This window comes from Planctomycetota bacterium, from assembly GCA_039819165.1.
In the GTDB taxonomy this organism is placed as follows: Bacteria; Planctomycetota; Phycisphaerae; order Phycisphaerales; family UBA1924; genus JAHCJI01.
In genome coordinates, this window is record JBCBSM010000002.1 from 24,978 (window position 1) to 44,577 (window position 19,600).

The window sequence follows — 19,600 nt, forward strand, 5'->3', positions numbered from 1 at the left end:
CCAACGGAGCGACTCGGAGCCGTCGTGAGAAGGACCATGGCACGGATCATCGTGGTGTACCACAGCGAGAACGGCCACACGCGGCTCGTCGCGGAGACGATCGTCCGGGCGATGCAAGAGTCGCTCGGCCCGAACGGCAGCGCTGAACTGGGAAACGCGGAGGATGCCGCGCTCCGCGTATCCGAGCTCGAGGCAGCCGACATGATCGTGTTCGGGACGCCGACGTACATGGGCGGTCCCTCCGCGACGTTCAAGGCCTTTGCCGAGGCCACGAGCCGGACGTGGGTGCAGAGGCGATGGGTTGGCAAGCTCGCAGCCGGGTTCACGAACTCCGGCGGACTGCATGGAGACAAGCAGACGACACTCTTCTATTTGGTCACCCTGGCCGCCCAGCATGGAATGGTCTGGGTGCCACTCGTCGAAATGGCTCCGGATCGCACGAACGACCACGGCGGAAAGCCGGATGATATCAACCGTGTCGGTGCGTCAATTGGCCTGATGACGCAGTCCGACCGAACGGCTCCTGGGCATGCACCATCGCCCGGTGACCTGGCTACGGCGTCCCGATTCGGGCACCACCTCGCCAAGACGGCGCTCCGCCTACTCGGAGGTGGGGCGCGGGGAGAACTCGTGTCCAGCAGTTGAAGCGGTACGTTGGCCCTCGATGCTCGCCGTCGCCGTACCCAATAAGTAAGTGCAGTAACGCAGGAGAATCCCATGAATCCGAAACAGGTCCTCATCGTCACGAGCGCTCTCGCCGCGTCCGCAGGTCTCTGGGCCGTGTCGATCGGGACCACGCCGGCGTATGCCAAGGGCACAACGGCTCGTGCCACACAGGTCCGGAATGACTCGGTGCTGCTCACTCCGGAGAATTCGACGCTGCTGCTGATCGACTTCCAGCCCCAGATGATCTTCGGGGTGCACTCGCACGATCGGCAGATGCTGCGGAACAACGTCGAGGCCCTCGCGAAGTCCGCGAAGGTATTCGACGTGCCAACGGTTCTCACGACGGTCACGGCCGAGTCGTTCTCAGGGCCCATGATCCCGGAGCTGAAGGCCGTCTTCCCGTCCCACACGATCTACGACCGGACCAGCATGAACACCTGGGACGATGAGCGGGTCGTGGCCGAATTGGAGAGTACGGGCCGCAAGAAGCTCGTGATCGCTGCGCTCTGGACCGAGGTCTGTCTGACCATGCCGGCCATCGAGGCCTTGGTCGAGGGCTACGAGGTCTATATCGTGACCGACGCCTCAGGCGGCACGAGCAAAGAGGCGCACGACATGGCGGTGATGCGGATGGTCCAGGCCGGAGCCAAGCCGGTCACCTGGCAGCAGGTGCTGCTGGAGTGGCAGCGAGACTGGGCGCACCAGGACACGTACGACGCCGTCACCGGCATCGCGCGCGAGCACTCCGGGGCCTACGGCGTGGGCATCGACTACGCCTACGGCATGTTCGGGGCCAAGGAAGGTCACTAGCTGCAATCGGACGCCGCGGGGTGATGCCCCGCGGTGTCCATCCCGTTCGAGGTGCTGGAGCGCCCATGTTTGCGACGCTGAGAATCCTGTTGGCCATCGGTCTCCTGGCGAGCGCGTACCTGTCCGAGTTTGCGATGGCTCAGCCTGCGGCGATGGTCGTCGTCAATGCCCGGGTCACCACCCAGAGCGATCTCGGAGAGGCCGAAGCGTTCGCGGTAGACGGCGGGTTGTTCACGATCGTCGGGGGCAATCGCGACGTCGAACCACTCATCGGACCGGACACGATCGTGATTGACGCCGGCTGGCGTCGCGTGATTCCCGGCCTTAACGATTCGCACATCCACGCGACTCGGGGCGGACGGTTCTACAACGCGGAACTCCGCTGGGGCGGTGTACGGTCGCTTGCACGTGGCCTTGAGATGATCCGGCTCCAGGCGCTGCGAACGCCGGAAGACCAGTGGGTTCGCGTAGTCGGCGGCTGGTCCCCGTATCAGTTTGAGGAACGACGGCTGCCGACGCCTGCCGAACTTACTCGTGCGGCGCCACGCACACCCGTCTTCGTCCTGTTTCTCTACTCAAAGGGCTACCTGAACGCGGCAGGCGTCGAAGCTCTTGGTATCGACGAGCACACCGTGGTGCCAGAGGGTGGCAGGATCGAACTCACCGCGGACGGGGGCGCAATTCTGCACGCGGAGCCAAGCCCGGTCATCCTGTACCGGACGGTAGCGGCCTTGCCCAGCCTCTCGATCGAGGATCAGGTAAACTCGACTCTGCACTTCTATCGCGAGTTGAACCGCTTCGGAGTCACGAGCGTCGTGGATCCGGGTGGAGGCGGCCACGTGTTTCCCGCCGACTACGCCGCGTCCCAGAAGCTCGCCGCAGACGGACGCCTGAACCTGCGAGTCGGCAACTATCTCTTCGCTGGAGATCCCGGGCGCGAACTCGACCAGTACAGCGCGTGGAGCCGCCGGGAACGCGTCGGCATGAACCGGGCGGTCGACCTGCTCCGCGGGTTCACGACCAGCGGTGCCGGCGAGAACCTCACGGCCGCGGCCGCCGATTACGAGAACTTCATGGCGCCACGACCGGTGCTTGCCGGGGCCATGGAGGGCGAACTGGGAGCCGTCGTTTCCTTCCTGGTCGAGAGCCGATGGCCGATCCGGATCCATGCAACCTATGACGAGTCGATCGCACGAATTCTGGATGTGCTCGAGACGGCCGACCGCACGCACGGTCTGGATGGACTCCGAGTGGCAATCGACCATGGCGAGACGATGTCGGTCGAGAGCATCCGCCGCCTGGCGAAGCTCGGCGGCGGCGTGGCGATCCAGAACCGCATGGCGTTTGCCGGCGAGTTCTTCGCGGACCGATACGGCCCTGAGGCTGCGCGGTACGCTCCGCCGCTGCGAGCGCTCATCGATGCTGGCGTCCCGGTCGGTGCGGGCACCGACGCGACACGCGTCTCGAATCACAACCCGTGGCTCAGTCTTGAGTGGTTGGTGACCGGACGCACGCTCGGCGGGCTGACCCTATTCGCAGACGACAACCGCCTGACCCGTAGCGAGGCACTCCAGGCGTACACGATCGGAAGCGCGTGGTTCACCGGTGACCAGCAGGTTAAGGGTCGCATCGCGCCGGGCCAGTACGCAGACTTCGCGGTGCTCAGCGACGACTACTTCGCCGTTGACGAGGACGCCATTGGACACATCGAATCATTGCTGACGGTTGTCCAGGGTCGGCCCGCGTACGCATCGGGCCGATATGCCGAAGCCGTGGATGTGCCGGCGCTTCCCCCAGTCACGCCCGCCTGGTCGCCCGTCCGCACATTCGGCGGGTTCCAATGATGAACCGTTGTGTCACTCACGAGTTGCCAGGCAAATCAGTTAACACGAAGAGGAACAACATGAAGAACGCATTCACCACTAAAGACGCCGCGATGCTGCTCATCGATCACCAGCGGGGCACGATCAAGCTTGCCCAGAACATCGATCATCGCGAACTGGTCGCCAACACCCGCGCGCTCGCGCGAACGGCGGCCGAGACCGGCATGCCGCTGGTTCTGACGTCGAGCCAAGAGGACCACTTCCAGGGACTACTACTCGATGACATCCAGCACATTGCACCCGAGGCTTACGAGGCTCGGATCAAGCGCCCCGGCGTGGTGGATGCATGGATGTACGAGCCGTTCAAGGGTGCGGTAGAGGCGACGGGCCGCAAGCGATTGATCATGGCGGGACTCACGAATGACGTCTGCATCGTATATCCCGCCATCAGCGCCTTCGAGGAGGGCTACGACGTGCAGGTCGTCGTCGATGCCGGCGGCTCTCCGACGCAGGCCGCCGACACCGCCGCAATCGAGCGGATGCGGAACGCGGGCGTCACGATTACGTCGACGAACCAGGTCATGGCGGAGCTCGCGACCGACTGGTCGTCGGATGTGGGCCAGACCATCCAGGGCATCATGTACGAAGAGAACCTCAAGCCGTTGGTCGAGACGCCCTAGCAGCCCGGAAGGCAACGCGATGTTCGCGACCAGCTCCGCCGCCCGGCCGCAGATGCTGCAACAGTCCAAATGCCGGCGGCGGCCACACGCGGCACGGGAGCACGAAGCCATGCCAGTCTTCGCCGCCAGTGACCATCACGTCGTCGCTCTCGCCACCGGGGTGTCGTTGGGCTGCTCGATTCTTGGCTCGGGGCCACCGGTGCTGCTGTGGCACGGCTTTCTGGGCAACCGCGCGGCGTGGCGACACGTTGCCTCGATGCTCCAGGACCGCTACACCGTGATCGTTCCCGACATGCGTGGCTACGGCAGTTCTTCACGACCGGCAACTGGGTACGACGGCCTCTCGCTGATGTCCGATTGTCGCGCACTCCTCCGGCACCTGGGCTACCGAGAGACGCACATCATCGCGCATGACATGGGGGCGGCACCGGCGCTGCTGTGGGCGGCGACGCACCCGGGCGAGGTGCTCTCGCTCTCGTATGTCGAGGAACCCTTGCTGACCTCGGACGTGGTCGGCACGCTCATTCGGATGACGCCCGAAGAGGCCCGCAACGGCGGACTGTGGTGGTGGATGCTTGCGTATGCAAGCGACATGGCCGAGCGGCTCATTTCGGGTCACGAGCGAGCGTTCGTCGATTGGTTCTACGACTCCTACGCCGCCGCTCCGGATCGCATAGACAATGAAGCGCGAGAGTGCTACGCCAGCGATCTCATGCAACCAGGCGGCATACGAGGCTGGTTCGGCGTGTACCGCGCCGTCTTCGAGACGATTCGCCAGACCGAGAGCGCCCTCCGGGTCCCGGTGGAGACCCCGATTCTCGCACTCGGCGGCGAGCATTCTCTGGGCAGTCGCGTTGGGGACATGCTCCGTCCGATCGGCCGCGATGTCGAGGTGGGCGTGATTCCCGGATCGGGCCACTTTGTGCCCGAAGAGAAGCCGCACGAGCTATGCCGCAGGTGGCTGGAATTCGTCCAGCGGCACCAGATGGAGATTGCATAGACGCGAGTACATCGGCCAGCAGCACTCGTACGGGGATCGCGACGCGACGAGGATCGATGGATCGACGCCCCGGCCACGCACGACACGGTGTGCCGGCAGTGCGGCATCCAGATGAATCGTGGCAGCGCCCCGCTAGCAGGAGTCCGACGATGATCAATGGCCAGAGCTGCAAGGTGCTGCTCGTCTTCACGACCGAGACAAATTCGACGCGTCAGATGGCGGACGCGGTTGCCGAGGGTGTGCGGTCCGTCCCAGGGTCAACCTGCGAGGTCGTGTGCCTCGAGCGGGGCACGGAGGTCCAGGCGTCGGACGTGCCCGTGTACGACGCGCTCATACTCGGCACTCCGGTCCGACATCGGACGATGCACCATCGAGTGAAGCGATTCATCGAGAGCACCCTTGAGACCCTCTGGCTCCGTGATGAGACCGTCGGTATGGTCGGCGGAGTATTCTGCGTTGGCGGGGGCCACGGGGACACCGGAGCGGGAGCCGAGTTGTGCCTGCTCGGCATGCTCTCCGCGATGGCCGCCAACGGGATGATCCCGGCGCCCCTTCCAAAGTGCACGCCCGGATTCGATCACGCCGGGAACCACTGGGGACCGGTCGGGAGATCGGGGGGGGCGAAGATGCAGCCGCTGTGGCTGAGTGCCGACATGCTGGCGTGCGCGACGACGCACGGATCGAACATCGCACGGCTCGCTCGGGTCCTCAAGCCGCACCGCCCAAGCCTGTTCCAGAGGGGGAACGTGGCCCCAACGCCCGAGCTCGCCGAGGCATTTTCGATGGGCGCGGGCGGCGAGCACGCGGGCGTGCCAGAACCGGGCGCGAACGTTGCCCATCGTGTGGAGCCGCCCCACGGGTTCCCGTCCGGGCCGAGCGATTGATAGCGCTCGCGTGCCAGCCGCCGGGCCGCAGCACGGCCGATGATCCTCGTCCCATCCAGCACATGGCACCCATGCACAGGCACTCGCTCGCTCACGGAGATGCACGCGGCGCGCATCGCACGGGTCCTCGTTCGGCGGCCTGCAGCGCGCTCATGGTGCTCACAGCGTGCGCCGCTCGTGGCCATGCGCAGCAGGAAGGCCGCCAATCTGCCTACAGGCTTCCGCCGGTGCAGATGCTTCGCTGGGCGGAGGACTACACGACGCTCCTGGATCAACCCCTGCGAGGCATCGATCGACTCAAGTACATACCGCTCGATCCGGCGGGACGCAGCCATCTCTCGCTTGGCGGATCCATCCGAGAGCAGTTCGAGTTCTACAACAACCGAGACTTTGGATTCGCCGAGGCAGACGATGATGCGTTCTTGCTGCACCGGCTCATGGTGCATGCCGATCTCCACGTGGATGACGGCGTGCGGGTGTTCGCTGAACTCGGCAATACGCGAGCCATCGGCCTCGGCGAGGAGCCGCCACCGCTCGACGAGAACAGGCTCTTCCTCCACCAAGGATTCATCGATCTTGCGGTCGTAGATGGTCTCGATGGCATGCCCGGCCTCGATCTGCGGGTCGGTCGGCAGGAAATGCCGCTTGGCTCCGCCCGGCTGATCTCGCTCCGGGACGGGCCGAACAACCGCCTGAGCTTCGACGCTGCGCGGGCAACGGTCTCCGGAGAGAACTGGGCAACGGACGTCTTCGCTGCGACGCCCGTCGACCTGCAGTCGGGCGTGTTCGACGACCAGATCAACGACGAGACCCTGCTGTGGGGCGCGTACGGCACGCTGCACGAGATCCAAGAGCACACGAGCGTTGATCTGTACTACATCGGGATCCATCGCGATGAGCGGCGATTCGGGAACGCCTTCGGCGACGAGGTCCGCCATTCGGTTGGTACCAGGATCTTCGGGCACACGAATGGCTTCGATTTCAATACGGAGTTGGTGTACCAGTTCGGCTCCATTGGCTCCGCCGATATTGCCGCTGGCACGATCGCGAACGACTTCGGCTATACGTGGGCGTCGGCGCCATGGGCGCCGCGGGTCGGCATCCGGCTGGACTACAGCAGCGGCGCTCGCGGCGCCGGTTCGACGACCGAGACGTTCGACCCGCTGTTCCCCAAGAACAACTACTTCAGCGAGGCCGCCGTCATCTTCCCCGCCAACATCATCGACGTGAATCCGAACGTCACGGTCTACCCGACGGAGCATCTCGCCATCGAGATCATGTGGGACTTTCTCTGGAGGGCTTCGCCGGATGACGCGGTGTACATACCGCCGGGACGCCCCCTCTTCGCGCCGACGCTCTCGGATGGCCGCTTCATCGGCAACAGCCTCTCCCTCCTTGCCGAGTACCACCTCGCCCGGGGAACGAGCGTTAACGCGGCCTTCACGTTCTTCGATGCCGGCAACGCCGTTCGAGACGCCGGCGGCGAGGACATCGTCTATGCGGCCGCCTGGGTGGAGTTCAAGTTCTAGGGACGTCCTGCACACGTCCGCCACCTCGGCCGTGAGCAGCCGCCGTGACGCAACCGCGTGGGTATGCCCGCCATGGACCACGACGCCTCGGGAGTGGACGCGGAGTGCCCCGCGCGACGAGAAGGCCGCGGACCCGAGGGGGATCCTCCCGGGCGTGGAATCCGCGTCCGTCCAGGATTCGTGCCGGATGTGGCGGATCCAGAAGGGACACGTCGGCTCTTTCGGGCGACTCCTCCGCCGCCCCAGGAGCAGCGGATCGTCCGTTATCCAGAATCTGCGTCAGACGCATCGAAGCCCTGTCCGCAACTCGGGGTGATCGTCGTGATCTGCATGGCGACCTGGCATCGCACGCGCAGGCTCGCCACGCAGGCCACGCCGATCTATTGAGGGAGTCTCATGATGACCGTAGTAGCGCACCCGGAACACGCCGTTGGGCCCGCGGGGGCCTTTCTCAGGAAGACGCACCGACTCTTGATCGACGGCAACTGGGTCGATGCACGGTCTGGCGAGACGTTCGAGACCATCAACCCAGCAACCGAAGGCGTCCTGGCCTCGGTCGCCCTCGGGGATGCGGCCGACATCGATGCCGCGGTTGCCGCCGCTCGCAGGGCTTTCGATGACGGCCCCTGGCCGCGCATGACTCCCGCAGAGCGCCAGCGCATCCTGCAGCGACTCGGCGATCTCATCGAACAACACGGCGAGGAGCTTGCCTGGATCGAGAGCCTGGACAATGGCAAGCCGGTAAGCGTCGCTCGGGTGGCCGACATTCCGCTCACCGCCGACCTGTTCCACTACATGGCGGCGCACGCCCGAACGCGGGAGGGGCACGTCGTGCCGACGTCGGACTTCGCCGTTCCGGGGGCCGATTTCCACGCATACACATTAGAGGAGCCCGTCGGCGTAGTCGGTTTGGTGACGCCGTGGAACTACCCACTCCTGATCGCGGCCGGCTGGCAGATGGCCGGTGCGCTAGCCGCGGGCAACACCATCGTCCTCAAGCCCTCGGAGGTGACTCCGCTGTCGATCATCCGTTTCGGTGAGCTTGCGCTGGAGGCGGGCGTGCCGCCGGGGGTGATCAACATCGTCCAGGGCTACGGCGCCGGTGCCGGGGCTCGATTGGTTGAGCATCCGCAGGTCGACAAGATCGGATTCACGGGATCTACCAGGACGGGCCGGGGGCTGTTGAAGTCTGTCGCCGACTCGAACCTCAAGAAGGTCACGCTCGAGCTGGGTGGGAAGTCGCCGGACATCATCTTCGCGGACGCGGATATCGACGCCGCGATTGCAGGCGTGTCCATGGGCGTGTTCTTCAACCAGGGAGAGTGCTGCTGTGCCGGCACGCGCATCTTCGTGGAAGACAAGGTATACGACCGGGTCGTCGCCGGGATGGTGGAAGAGGCGCGGAAGATCCGTCTCGGGTCGGGGCAGGAGCCGGAGACGGACATGGGTCCGGTCGTGTCGCAGCGGCAACTCGACACGGTCATGGGCTACATCGACGCCGGAAGGAACGATGGTGCGACCATTGCGGTCGGCGGTGCCCGCGTCGGCGACCAGGGGTACTTCGTAGAACCGACCCTGTTCACCGATGTCGATCCCGGCATGTCGATCGTCCGCGAGGAAATATTCGGACCCGTCGCATCCATCGAGCGGTTCTCCGACGTGGACGACGTGATCCGGCGTGCCAACGACACGGAGTACGGGCTCGGTGCCGGGGTCTGGACCACCGATGTCGCCAAGACGCACCGCGTCGCGCGTGCGATCCGCGCCGGGACGGTGTTCACGAACTGCTACAACGTCTTCGATGCGGCCATGCCGTTCGGAGGCTACAAGCAGTCTGGGTGGGGCCGCAACCGCGGGCGGCAGGCGTTCGAGGCGTTCACCGAGACCAAGGCGGTCTACGTGAAGCTCAACTGACGGATGCTCGGTCCGGACGCCGGTCTTCGGTGCTGCCAGCACATCGCCCATCCTGCCAGTGGATGATCTATGGGCGCGAGCCAAGGCCATACCCGAAACCGATGTGCAGGGCCTCCTCCGCCTGACGCCCCCGCAGCACACGTGCACCGCCGCCGGAGAGTTCGGCGTTGCACTCCGAACCACCACAGACGCAAGGAAGTCCACGATGAACGAATCGCTCCGTAAACGCCTCACCGCCGACAATTCGGCGATGCTCCTCATCGACCACCAGACAGGCACCATGCTCGGAGTCCAGGACATCCGCCTGGATCAGTTCCGCAGCAACGTCCTCGCACTCGCCAAGACGGCGCAGGTGCATGGGATGCCCGTCGTGCTCACGGCCAGCTACGCCGAGGGGCCAAACGGTCCGCTCATGCCTGAGTTAGTCGAGATGTTTCCCGACGCCCCCACGGTGTACCGCCCGGGCCCCATCAGCGCGTGGGACGATCCGAATTTCGTAGCGGCCGTCGAAGCGACCAATCGCAAGAAGCTCATCATGGCGGGTGTCACGACGGACGTCTGCCTGATGTTCCCGGTGCTCCAGGCACTCGATGCCGGATACGACGTACACGCCGTGTATGACGCATCGGGGTGCTGGGACCAGATGAGCGAGACGATGGCGTGCATGCGGATGGCCCAGGCCGGCGCCGTCGTGTGCAACTGGGCCGCGGTATGTGCCGATCTCCAATCCGACTGGCGCAATCCCACGGCCGAGGGAACGCTCGGCGTCTTCGGCGACCATCTCCCCTTCTACGGCATGCTTGCCAACAACCTGGCGAGCGCCCAGGGAGCACCGTCGGCATGATCGCTTCGCCCATGCCCCGCGTCCTTGTCGCCCTCACGGCCGCCGCATGCTGGGCGGCCTCATCGCTGCTCCTGGGAGGCTGCGCCGCTGGTCGCCACTACGAGGCCCCGCCGGCGGACGAGGTTCTGCGCACAACCACGAGCATGGAGCGTCCCGGCATCCCCTCGGGTCTCATCAAGCGGGACGTCGGGGAATCGCTGGGACTCCAGCTCTACGTCGTGGAGTCGCGTGCCGTCGATCTCGAACACGTCAAGCGGGTCCTTGCCGACCACAGGGCCTACCTGCGTGAGCTCGAGAGGACCGACGTGCTCTTCGCGGCCGGCCCAACGTGGTCGGCGGATGGCGATACCTTCCATGGCGACGGGATCATCGTGCTGCGGGCGAACTCGCCCGCCCATGCGGCCAGGATCGCCGAAGAGGATCCCATGCACGATCGCGGCGCACGAGCGTATTCGATCACGCCCTGGATGCTCAATGACGGCGCGCTGACCCTCCGAGTGGAGTTGTCCACACGGCACCGCGAAGTTCGGTGAAACGCCACCGGCACTTCTGTCCAAGCAGCACGACCTACCGACTCGTGCCCCTGAGACGTCGACGCCCGCTCAGCGTTCCTCGATCCGTGTAGGGCGCAGCGAGGTCGTAGACGAAGCACACGATCTCGGCGTCCGAGTGTGCCAAGATCTCGCCCTCGGATTCCCCCGGGCTCGCGAGCGAGTCGCCCTCGCCGATTCGCATCCCGTCGATCTCAACCTCGCCGGAAAACACGTAGATCCACCAGCCACAACCCGTCCTCGCCGGCACGTGCCGGCGATCGCCCGTGCCGAGACGCGTGTCGTACAGATCCACGGCGCTGCGCACGTAGATCGCAGCTCCGGTTCCCTCGGCTCCGACGAGAAGCCGCCACTCGGCGTCCGGCACCACCGGGTCGACGTCGCCGAACTGGACTCCTGGCTCGAGACCAAGCGCACGGGGGCGCACGAAGATCTGGAGCATCCGAACTCTGGCGGCCTCGGCAGGCACGGATTCTTCGTGGGACAAGCCCGACCCCGCGTTCATGACCATGAGACGCCCCGGCGAGAGCTCGACGTTCCGGCCTGAGCTATCCGTGTGCATCATCACGCCCGACCGGAGATACGAGATGATCTCGTCGTCCTTGTGCTCGTGCATCGGGACGCGGAGGCCCACGAGGAGATCGCCGTGGTCTACGGCTCCAATTGGGCCTAGACCCGAATCCGCGGCGACACCGCGCCCGGGATAGGAACGCCATATCCGGAACGGGCCGTCCGCATAGGCCATTCGCTCGGACGCCCTTTGCAAGACTAGCGCCACGTTCATTCCTTCCTTTCGCCGTACAAGATTGGTGGATCGCACCGCGTTGTTTCTGCTTCGTACGCACAGCAAGAGCAGCGAACGAAGCATAGTGGACGAGCGCCCCCCAGATCACCCCCCCGTTGCCCTTCGCGCAAGAAGGCGTGCGGCCAGCACAGAAGCTGGAGTTGAGGCCCGGCGCCGGATGAGGCCATCCCGTGTTGCGCAGCGACGCCTGCGTTCGATCAACACGCGTGCGCGATCCGGCGTACGGAATGAACCAAGTTCGAGTTCCGCCAGTGCATCTAATGGCCTTTCCCCCTGGACCCATCCCGGCTCGTATCTTCGGATCGGCCGGCAATCAAGAGGATCGGACATGGCCAGGAAGCGTCATTCGGCTGAGGAGATCGTGAACAAGCTTCGGCAGGCGGAGGTCGAGTCCTGGCGTTGGCATTACAATGCGGAGCGACCACACAGCGCCTTGAGAAGCCTGGCCCCTGAGGAGTTCGCTGCTTCATCCGGCCAGGCATGCCTGGCCGGATGAAGCAGAATCCCTCACCCTGCAGCTGGTACAGGAACGGGGACAAACGCATGGAAGACTCGGGCCGGATCTCAGCTCCAGACCTGACATTCTCCGATCCGAGTCAGCTGGCCCAGACAATCTTGATCGGCCACTCGCCGGACGCCTCATACCCCGAGATCGCCTTGTGAGCTACGCAGGATGCGTAGGGTGTCGATTTGCCTTCTCCAGGTGCAGGCTTGATTACTTCTGCTTCATGTGACCGAACATCGATGCTGAGTAGCCCCGGCTCCTGACCATCACGATTATACCGATACACAATCGCATGTTCGGTGACGTTCTCTTGCTGAGCAAATACTACGAGAGCCACATCAGCCTCCGCCACCATCCTCGGGATCCCACACTCGGCCGGATCGTTCCGGTGCTCTATGGGCATCCAAGTAATCCGTTCGGTGAATAGCTTCAAATCTAGATTCAAATATTTCGTGCTTTAATAGGTCGATATCCCGAGGCCCAGACGCTCCTTCCTGCAGACGCTGCCATGCATTAGCAATCTTAGGATGTGCATCGAATCGCTTGATCACTTGTTCTCCGTTCTGATATCGAATCACGTGATCAGCATGGAATAAGCGATGCTCGATGCGACGCACACGTTCTTCTGACATGCCACTGCTCTTTGCGATTGCAGTGATGTCAGAACCCTCTCGTCGAATTGTATCATAGTACTCCTCGGCACGCTTGTGGTTATCACGAGCAATTCGACCGTATGATCCACCCGAAGCCACCATCTCAGCAAAGATGTTGTCCCAGCAGTTTCGCGCTGTCCTTCCAGCTCTTGCCGCACTTGGCAGGTGTCGAACCAGATACGCACCGCCCGCGACAGCGACTCCGATTTCGTCGGGTAGCGGCGTCACGAGACTTGCACCGAGAGCCAGCCCAGCCTGCGCAACCTCTCCCGTCGTTTCGAGCCCCTGCCGAACCCCCTCCATGCCACGCATGTGCTCCCGGTGCCGATCCTGCATGGCGGTCACGGCATCCGGCCCGCCCTGGGGGCCGGCATCACCGCCCATCATCGCACGATGCTGTTCCCGTGCTTGCCGGTCTTTTTGCGCCTGGATGGCCGGGTGTGGCTGGGTACTTGCCGCTCGTGTTTCGGCTGCTTCTGTGCCGCCAAACAAGAAGCCAAACACACTAAAGCCAGACGACTTGCTGCCTCCATCCTCATCGTCCGGATCCAGCCCCCACGGATCGAGGTAGACCAGCGGGCTCCACGGGCCGTTCGTGGCGAGGCATCGCTCGCCAATCCCATGTGCTCCATCGCGTACTGCACGATGCTGGCCTGCGCCGCCTTGGCACGCGATGGAGTCCCGATCCCGGCATCACGGCTCGAGGCCAACCCAGATCACGCTCATCGAAGCGAACATCGGCTGGCCGCCGAATGCCTGGCCCACTCGAAGCTCATCGCCACCCTGAACGGCATCGACCCCGGCCTGCTCGACCGCCGCGACTGGGCGTGGGTCGAGTCGGTGGTGCGGCCGGCCACCGCCACGAGCCTCGCAGACTCCGGTGACGTGGCCGGCTTCGCGGAGCGTGTGCTTGCAGCGTTGGCCTGAGTGCGTGGCCGAGGCGTGCGCCGCGGAGAACGCAGCGGAACTCAGTCCGAGGCTCGAAATCGCCCGATCTGGGAACTCATCTGGAACTCAGGGGTGCCAAGTCGCCGCAGAACCGCCCTCACGGGCTCTCAGACGGGCATTTCTCGACCAAGCGGAGAGGGGGGGATTCGAACCCCCGATGACCCGAAGGCCATACCGGATTTCGAATCCGGCGCATTCAACCGCTCTGCCACCTCTCCGTGCGGCTTCGCCGCGGCTATCTGTAGGCCCGCCGACCGCCAGGGGCTACGCGGCCGCAGTCGCCCACCGGCCTCCGAACCAGTCAGGAACGCCACATCTTCTCGCCGATCGCGGGGAATGCCGGGCCGCCCGCCGTGGTTTGCGGCATGCCGCCGCCCTCGTGGGCCGCGGCAAGACACCCGGTCCGCGATCGATCGCGGTCCGCCGCGAAGGAGCCCCAGGAATGCCCAAGGTCCGCACGATCGCCGCTGCCGCCGGCCTCGCCGCCCTCGCCGCCGTCCTCACCCCCGCTGCCCTCGCCCAGATGTCCACGCAGGACCAGGCCCAGGAGGTCAAGGTCGAGCTGCGCAAGCCCAAGGTCACGCTGATCAAGATGCATGCCGACTGGTGCCCCTTCTGCCGCGCCCTCGAGGGGCCCTGGGAGGCCGCCCAGCGGGACCTCGTCGGCGAGGACATCCTCTTCGTCCGCCTGGATCGCACCGACAAGGCCACCTCCCGCCAGTCGGCGTTCCACCTAGCGGCCCTGGACCTCGAGAGCATCTGGACCGAGTACGGCAACAAGACCGGCACCATGGTGCTCGTCGATACCGAGTCGGGCAAGGTGCTCAAGGCCTTCAACGGCCGCACCGCCGGCAGCTCCGTGACGGCCGACATCCGCGAGCACCTGTAGCCCGCCTCGGCATCCGGCCCTGACCAATCCAGGACTCCGGCCGCCGCACCGCCAACGATGGCGGCATGGCCGGCCATCCCGATCTGGCAGCACGCTCCAACGACGCCGCGCAGAGGGCCACCCTCCGCGTCGTGGGGGCGTTGTCGTTCATGCTCTACACGACCGTCGGCGCGTACGTCGCCATCCCCATCCCGCCCTTCGGCGTGCCGATGACGCTCCAGACGCTGGCCGTCGTGCTGGCGGCTGTGTGCCTGGGGCCGAAGGTCGGCACCGCGAGCATGGCGCTCTACCTCGTCGCCGGCATGGTGGGTGTGCCGCTCTACGCCGACGGCAACGCGGGCCTCGGCGTGATCCTTGGGCAAACCGGCGGGTATCTCGTCGGCTTTGTCGCCTGCCAGCCCGTGGTCGCGTGGCTGATGCGCGGGCCGGGCGGCCTGCCCCGCGGCTGGGGCGAGTTCGCCCTCGCCGTCGTGGCCGCCCACGCCGTGATCTTCCTCATCGGCGTGCCGTGGCTGGCGATCGTCCGCGGCATCGACCTGTGGACCGCCGCCAAGGGAGGCATGCTGCCCTTTCTCCCCGGCATGGTCGTGAAGTGCGCGATCGCCGTGCTCATCGGCCGGCTCGCGCTGCCGTGGTGCACGCGGAACATCTGGTAGGCCGCGGTGAAGACAGCCGACAGCTCTCGATCGCCTACCGCCGGTACGCCGCCGCCACCTTCGCCACCGCCTCGCCCACGCGATCGATCTGCTCCTCGCCCAGGTCGTGGTGCATCGGCAGCGAGAACACGCGGGACGCGAGCCTATCGGCCACCGGCGGATGCTCCGACACGTGGCCGGCGAACGCGGGCTGCCGCGTCAGCGAACGCGGATAGTGCACCGCTGTCGGCACGCCCTCGGCACGCAGCGCCGCGGCGAACTCGTCCCGCTCCGCCGACACGGCGCCGAGATCGAGCTTCACGGTGTACAGGTGCCAGGCCGAGTCGGCCCCGGGCGTCCGCGTCGGCGGCTCGACCGCGTCGATGGGCGCCAGCAGCGCGTCGTATCGCTCGGCCACGCGGCGGCGGGCGTTGGTCTCGTCGAGCAGGCGATCGAGCCGCGAGCAGCCGATCGCGCCCGTGATGTCGTTCATGCGGTAGTTGAAGCCGATGCTCTCGTGCAGGTACTTGTCGGTCTCGCCGTGGCTGCGGAGCAAGCCGATGCGGCGGGCGACCTGCTCGTCGTTGGTCGTGACGATGCCCCCCTCGCCCGTGCCGAGGTTCTTGGTGGCATAGAAGGAATAGGTGCAGGCATCGCCGAAGCCCCCGATGCCCGCGCCGTCGATCGTCGCGAGGTGCGCCTGGGCGCAGTCGTAGATGACCTTCAGGCCATGCGCCTCGGCCAGCCGCTGCACGCCGTGGACGTCCACGGGCATGCCATACATGTGGGTGCAGGCGATGGCCCTGGTCTTCGGCGTGATGCGTCGGGCGACGTCCTCGACGTCGACCTGCATCGTGTCCTCGCGGGAATCGCACCACACGGGCCGGCAGCCGGCGGCGACGAGCATCGACGCCGTCGCGATGTAGGTCCAGGCCGGCACGATCACCTCGTCGCCCGGCTCGAGCAAGGCCCCATAAGCAAGCTGGAGTGCGCAGGTGCCGTTGGCGCAGGCCAGCGCGTGCGTGGCGCCACTGGCGTCAGCGAAGCGTTCCTCCAGCTCGGCGCACTTCGAGGCCGCCCGCAGCATGCCGCTCTCGAGCACGGCGTGGGCCGCCGCCACGTCCTGCGGCTTGAGCCCCGGGGACATGAAGGGAATGGGATCGGGGCTGACGGGGTTTCCACCCTCCGCGGCGAGCGTGGCCGCCGTGCTGGCCTGGGTCATGCAGTCCTCCTGGGCGGCCCGCGAGGGCGGCATCCGACGCCGCCGGCGACTGGCCACGCCCGCTGACGCATCGTAGTCGTACGGAGCGCCGCGCCCCGCACGAAAGCCCCATCCCCTAGGAACTGGGACCCACCCGCATCCCGTATACTGGCCCGACCATGGCACACAACGCTCCCGTCCGCAGCATCCCCCTCCGGCTCCCACGCTCGCGCACCGCGACGGCCGCCCTCGCCGCCGCCTCGATGTGCCTCGCGCTCGCCCCCACCGTCGCCGCCCATGGGGCGAGCCAGGACGCCCGTCGGGGAAGCGCCCAGGCCGCCGACCCGCTGTCCCGAGACCCCGCCTGGGTGGCGGTCTTCGACGGCATCTACCACTTCGCCGAGCCCAGCAAGGACGCCCGCATGGGCTTCGCCCAGCCCTCGGAGATCCGCGACATCCTGGTCCGCACCGGCGACCGCGTGGCCAAGGGCGACGTGCTCGTCCGAGCCCGCGACGGCGGCGCGCGGGAGGCCGTCAACCTCCAGCGCCGCCGCGCCGAGAACCGCCTGGAGATCCTGAGCGCCGAGAACGACCTCGCGCTCGCCCAGATCGAGTTCGACAACCAGGAACGCGCGCGGGAGGATGGCGCCAGCAACAACCTCGAGTACGACCGATCCAAGACCCGCCTCGAGGCCGCCAAGCTGCAACTCGACGCCGCCCACGAGCGCTTCACCGAGCAGGGCATCACCCTCAAGCGGCTCGAGTCCGAGCTCGAACGCTTCAGCCTGATCGCGCAGTTCGACGGCGTCGTCGAGTCCGTCGAGGTCTCGCCGGGCCAGGTCATGCAGGACTCCGCCCCCGTCCTGCGGCTGGTCGCCATTGATCCGCTGCACATCCGCCTGCCCACCCCCACCTCGATGATCCGCGTCGGCCAGGACGACGAGATCAAGCCCGGCAACGACGCCTGGGTCGTGATGAACGTCGCGGGCGATCCCAAGATGGTCCGGGGCCGCGTCCTGGAGGTCAGCCCGGTCGCCAACTTTGCGGCCGACCGCGTGACCGTGAAGATCGAGATCCCCAACGCCGAACGCCTGCTGGCGGGCCTGCAGGCCTGGGTCCGCTTCGAGGAGCCGTCGGCCGAGTTCATGCAGACGCTGGCCCGCTATCCCGGATCGATCATGCCGGCCCCCGACATTGACGCGAACCCGACCGCCGTCGCCGATGCGCCCTAGCCCGCGGCCCCGCCGGCCGAACGAGCCCGACCCCACCGAGACGCACCACCCGTGACCGACCTGTCCAAACTCCGCACGCCCGCCTGGCGACGCGTCGTCGAGGAGCTGTCGAGCGACGCCGCCAACGCGACGGCCTTCCTGACCCGGCTGTGCGGCGTGCTGGCCCGCGTGGCCAACGCGCGGCAGGGCGCCATCGTGCTCGTCGCGCCCGACACCGAGACCGGCGGCGACGAGGCCAGCATTCCGTATGCCGTCGCGGTCGCGTCCGCCGGAGGTCGCCCCCCCGAGGCAGCCCCCATCGACCCCGCCCGCGTCGAGCACGGCTCGTGGATGCGGGCCGCCGCCACCGAAGCGCAGAAGACCGGCGACGCCCGGGTGTTCTCGCTGGCCGAGGATGACGACGGCATCTACTCCGCGGGCGGCCAGGCCGCCGCGGTCCTCGCCTGCCCGGTGGACCTCAAGTTCGAGGATGGCAAGCGGGCGACCATCTGCATCACCGTCGAGCAGCGCTCCCGCGAGGCCATCCAGACCACGATGGCGCTCATGGAGCTGCTGTGCGGCTACGCGCGGCTGCATGTCGCCCGCCAGGACGCACGCGGCGCGTGGCAGGCGTCGGCAGCACTCGATCTCGCCGGCCGCCTCATCGCCTCCATCAACGAGGCCGACGGCTTCAAGGGCGCGTGCCTGCAGATGGTCAACGACCTCGCCCGCGCAGCCGGCGCCGACCGCGCCGCGCTGGGCTGGGTCAAGGGGTTGGGTGATTCGGGCGTAGTCCGCGTCGTCGCGCTCAGCGATACCGAGCACGTCGACCGCCGCCTCAAGATGGTCCGCATGATCGAGGCGGCGATGGAGGAGTGCTTCGACCAGGAGCACGCCGTCGTCTATCCGCTGCCCAAGGCGCCACCGAGCGTCGACGGCAGCGAGCCGGACGCCGACCCGGTGCTCGCCGCCGCCATCACCCACGCCCACCGCGAGCTGTCGTCCAGCGACGCCCGCATGCGGGTCGGCTCGCTGCCCATCCGCTCGGGAGAGAACGTCGTCGGCGTCGCCACCCTCGAGGTCACCGACGGCGTGGAGGTCAATCCCGCCCGCCTCGAATTGCTCCAGGCCACGCTCGACCTCGTCGGCCCGGTCATCGAGCTCCGCCGCAGCGACGACCGCCCGCTGCCGGTCCGCGCCTGGCACAGCACGCTGCGGACGGCCGCCTGGGTGCTCACGCCCAAGCACACCGCGTGGAAGCTTGCGGCCGTCGTTGCACTGGTGATCCTGCTGGCGATCACCTTCATCAAGATCCCCTACCGCATCGACGCGCAGGCCGAGCTGGTCGCCGTCGACGAGCGGGTGGTGGCCGCGCCCTACGCCGGCATCATCTTCGAGGTGCCCGAGGGCATCAAGCCCGGCGCCCAGGTGAGCGCGGGCGACGTGCTGCTGCGGCTGGATACCACCGAGCTCCAGGAGAGCCAGCTCGACGCCCAGAGCCGCATGTCGGCCGCCCTCCGCGAGGCCGACGAGGCCCGCAAGGAGAACGACCTCAACGCCGCGACGCAGGCCGAGGCGCGGGCCGAGCAGGCCGCCGCAAGCCTCCGCTACGTCAACCTGCAGATCGAGCGGGCCGTCGTTCGCGCCCCCATCGACGGCACGATCATCTCCGGCGATGCGCGACGCCGCGTCGGATCGGCCGCCGAGCTCGGCGAACCGATCTACCGCATCGCCAGCCTCGACCAGCTCGAGGTCGTCGCCCGCGTCGAGGACCGCGACATCGGCTACGTCACCGCCGAGAGCGTCGGCGGCTTCGCCACCCGGGCGCGCCCGGGTGAGCGATTCGAGCTGCAGGGCCAGACCCTCGTGCCCCTGGGCCGCCCCGACGAGGGCGCCAACGTCTTCGAGCTGCGCGGCGTGCTCGTCGATCCGCCCGGCTGGCTGCGGCCGGGCATGGAGGGCATTGCCTACTTCGATACCGAGAACAAGCGGATCGTGTGGGTGCTCAGCCGCCGGCTGATCGACACCGTCCGCCTCTGGCTCTGGTACTAG

The 19,600-nt window shown here is 66.7% G+C and carries 18 protein-coding genes, 1 tRNA gene and 1 pseudogene; 16 read left to right on the forward strand and 4 right to left on the reverse strand.

From position 1 onward, the window contains the following. The first annotated feature begins 36 nt into the window (after positions 1–36). The 10 genes from AAFX79_11510 to AAFX79_11555 all read left to right on the forward strand — a co-directional run bounded on the left by AAFX79_11510 (position 37) and on the right by AAFX79_11555 (position 10,683). The gene (locus AAFX79_11510) at positions 37–645 is read left to right on the forward strand and encodes a flavodoxin family protein (protein ID MEO1009185.1); all 609 of its coding nucleotides are present in this window, start codon (positions 37–39) and stop codon (positions 643–645) included. A gap of 72 nt (positions 646–717) precedes the next feature. Beyond that, entirely contained in the window at positions 718–1,476 is a 759-nt protein-coding gene (locus tag AAFX79_11515; GenBank protein ID MEO1009186.1) for a hydrolase, read from the forward strand. A 65-nt stretch (positions 1,477–1,541) separates the two neighbouring features. Beyond that, positions 1,542–3,320, forward strand: a complete 1,779-nt coding sequence (locus AAFX79_11520) for an amidohydrolase (GenBank protein ID MEO1009187.1) — start codon at positions 1,542–1,544, stop codon at positions 3,318–3,320. Positions 3,321–3,379: 59 nt separating this feature from the next. After that, the gene (locus AAFX79_11525) at positions 3,380–3,979 is read left to right on the forward strand and encodes an isochorismatase family protein (GenBank protein MEO1009188.1); all 600 of its coding nucleotides are present in this window, start codon (positions 3,380–3,382) and stop codon (positions 3,977–3,979) included. 19 nt (positions 3,980–3,998) lie between these two features. Then, a complete protein-coding gene (locus AAFX79_11530) occupies positions 3,999–4,979 on the forward strand; it encodes an alpha/beta hydrolase (GenBank protein MEO1009189.1) in 981 nt (326 codons plus the stop codon). A gap of 149 nt (positions 4,980–5,128) precedes the next feature. After that, positions 5,129–5,863 (forward strand): hypothetical protein, encoded by a 735-nt coding sequence (locus AAFX79_11535; GenBank protein ID MEO1009190.1) that lies wholly within the window; start codon positions 5,129–5,131, stop codon positions 5,861–5,863. Positions 5,864–6,096: 233 nt separating this feature from the next. Then, positions 6,097–7,392, forward strand: coding sequence for an alginate export family protein (locus tag AAFX79_11540; GenBank protein MEO1009191.1), 1,296 nt, complete (start codon positions 6,097–6,099; stop codon positions 7,390–7,392). 471 nt (positions 7,393–7,863) lie between these two features. Then, positions 7,864–9,306: an aldehyde dehydrogenase family protein gene (locus tag AAFX79_11545; GenBank protein MEO1009192.1), complete on the forward strand. Its 1,443-nt coding sequence runs from the start codon at positions 7,864–7,866 to the stop codon at positions 9,304–9,306. A 205-nt stretch (positions 9,307–9,511) separates the two neighbouring features. Next, the gene (locus AAFX79_11550) at positions 9,512–10,150 is read left to right on the forward strand and encodes an isochorismatase family protein (protein MEO1009193.1); all 639 of its coding nucleotides are present in this window, start codon (positions 9,512–9,514) and stop codon (positions 10,148–10,150) included. Beyond that, entirely contained in the window at positions 10,147–10,683 is a 537-nt protein-coding gene (locus AAFX79_11555) for a YciI family protein (GenBank protein ID MEO1009194.1), read from the forward strand. Before AAFX79_11550 ends, AAFX79_11555 begins: the two co-directional genes overlap by 4 nt. Before the next feature lie 34 nt (positions 10,684–10,717). Here the strand turns inward: AAFX79_11555 and AAFX79_11560 are convergent, their stop codons facing one another. Next, positions 10,718–11,479, reverse strand: coding sequence for a pirin family protein (locus AAFX79_11560; protein MEO1009195.1), 762 nt, complete (start codon positions 11,477–11,479; stop codon positions 10,718–10,720). 397 nt (positions 11,480–11,876) lie between these two features. Here AAFX79_11560 and AAFX79_11565 point away from each other — a divergent pair. Further along, positions 11,877–12,002 (forward strand): annotated as a pseudogene (locus AAFX79_11565) (integrase core domain-containing protein). A gap of 100 nt (positions 12,003–12,102) precedes the next feature. Here the strand turns inward: AAFX79_11565 and AAFX79_11570 are convergent. Next, a complete protein-coding gene (locus AAFX79_11570; protein MEO1009196.1) occupies positions 12,103–12,444 on the reverse strand; it encodes a hypothetical protein in 342 nt (113 codons plus the stop codon). A 541-nt stretch (positions 12,445–12,985) separates the two neighbouring features. On the opposite strand from AAFX79_11570, the gene AAFX79_11575 reads away from it, so the two are divergent. Then, positions 12,986–13,591 (forward strand): hypothetical protein, encoded by a 606-nt coding sequence (locus tag AAFX79_11575; GenBank protein ID MEO1009197.1) that lies wholly within the window; start codon positions 12,986–12,988, stop codon positions 13,589–13,591. Between the two features lie 152 nt (positions 13,592–13,743). On the opposite strand, the gene AAFX79_11580 is transcribed toward AAFX79_11575, so the two are convergent. Further along, a tRNA-Ser gene (locus AAFX79_11580) sits at positions 13,744–13,830 on the reverse strand. Between the two features lie 224 nt (positions 13,831–14,054). On the opposite strand from AAFX79_11580, the gene AAFX79_11585 reads away from it, so the two are divergent. Together AAFX79_11585 and AAFX79_11590 are read left to right on the forward strand one after the other, a co-directional pair. Next, positions 14,055–14,501, forward strand: coding sequence for a thioredoxin domain-containing protein (locus AAFX79_11585; GenBank protein MEO1009198.1), 447 nt, complete (start codon positions 14,055–14,057; stop codon positions 14,499–14,501). Positions 14,502–14,566: 65 nt separating this feature from the next. Next, the gene (locus tag AAFX79_11590; protein ID MEO1009199.1) at positions 14,567–15,157 is read left to right on the forward strand and encodes a biotin transporter BioY; all 591 of its coding nucleotides are present in this window, start codon (positions 14,567–14,569) and stop codon (positions 15,155–15,157) included. Between the two features lie 34 nt (positions 15,158–15,191). On the opposite strand, the gene AAFX79_11595 is transcribed toward AAFX79_11590, so the two are convergent. Further along, positions 15,192–16,358, reverse strand: a complete 1,167-nt coding sequence (locus AAFX79_11595) for a DegT/DnrJ/EryC1/StrS family aminotransferase (GenBank protein MEO1009200.1) — start codon at positions 16,356–16,358, stop codon at positions 15,192–15,194. Between the two features lie 158 nt (positions 16,359–16,516). Here AAFX79_11595 and AAFX79_11600 point away from each other — a divergent pair, with 158 nt between their 5' ends. Both AAFX79_11600 and AAFX79_11605 read left to right on the forward strand, forming a co-directional pair. Next, entirely contained in the window at positions 16,517–17,569 is a 1,053-nt protein-coding gene (locus tag AAFX79_11600) for an efflux RND transporter periplasmic adaptor subunit (protein MEO1009201.1), read from the forward strand. A 51-nt stretch (positions 17,570–17,620) separates the two neighbouring features. Next, positions 17,621–19,600, forward strand: a complete 1,980-nt coding sequence (locus tag AAFX79_11605) for an efflux RND transporter periplasmic adaptor subunit (GenBank protein MEO1009202.1) — start codon at positions 17,621–17,623, stop codon at positions 19,598–19,600.